Genomic DNA, 705 nt, shown 5'->3' with positions numbered 1-705 from the left:
CCTTGTACCTTCCCGGATAATCAAATATTTCATACTGTTCAAGCTGTCCGTTCAGGCTCTCACCCTGCTGCTCATACATCCCCGGCCAGTCCGGCACCTTAAACGTGTAATCCTGGCTCTGCACCGATGACGGGCGGACATGCGCCTCATAACGGAACATACTGACACACTCCGTCTCCGCTCCTGCCGATGTGTCCGGGTTAAACGGAAACTCTCCCGCCTGTGACAGCCCCGCCACATCGTCGCACAGCGTCAGCTTCTGCTCCGGACTGTCCGCCGCAAACCGCTCAAAGAAGAAAATCCCCTCCTCCGCCCACAGCCGCGCCAGAAACGCCAGGTCCGACTCCCCGTACTGCACACAGAACTCCCGCGCCGGATGGTCCTCATAAAACAGCGGCGTCCACTCCGTGACGCCGTTCTCGTTCAGTAACGTGGCCGATATCGTCCGGATATCCTGCTGCTGGAAGATGCGGAAGTTCTGCCGCAGCCCGCACCGCCATAACGGCGGCTCAATACGCAGGTGATAACGCATCTGCCAGCCATTGTTCTCCTGCATGCCAAAGCCCGCCACCACGCCGGTGACATAACGCAGCGGGATGACACCCTGCCAGATAGTCAGCGTTGCGTTCTTCTCCAGCAGCATCTCCGCCGTCTGCATAAAAGAATCGCTGGCGACATCCACACTCATCACAAACGGATAAGACT

The 705-nt window shown here is 58.2% G+C and carries 1 protein-coding gene; it reads right to left on the bottom strand.

Annotated features, from left to right (window positions below; genetic code table 11):
* The coding region (gene tssI, locus C4F37_RS27225; protein ID WP_158701364.1) for a type VI secretion system tip protein TssI/VgrG at positions 1 to 705 on the bottom strand (705 nt) is incomplete at both ends.

The organism is Escherichia sp. R1 (genome assembly GCF_003000935.1).
In the GTDB taxonomy this organism is placed as follows: Bacteria; Pseudomonadota; Gammaproteobacteria; order Enterobacterales; family Enterobacteriaceae; genus Escherichia; species Escherichia coli.
The sequence above is the reverse complement of the archived record's forward strand: the minus strand, read 5'-3'. Positions and strand labels throughout refer to the sequence as shown.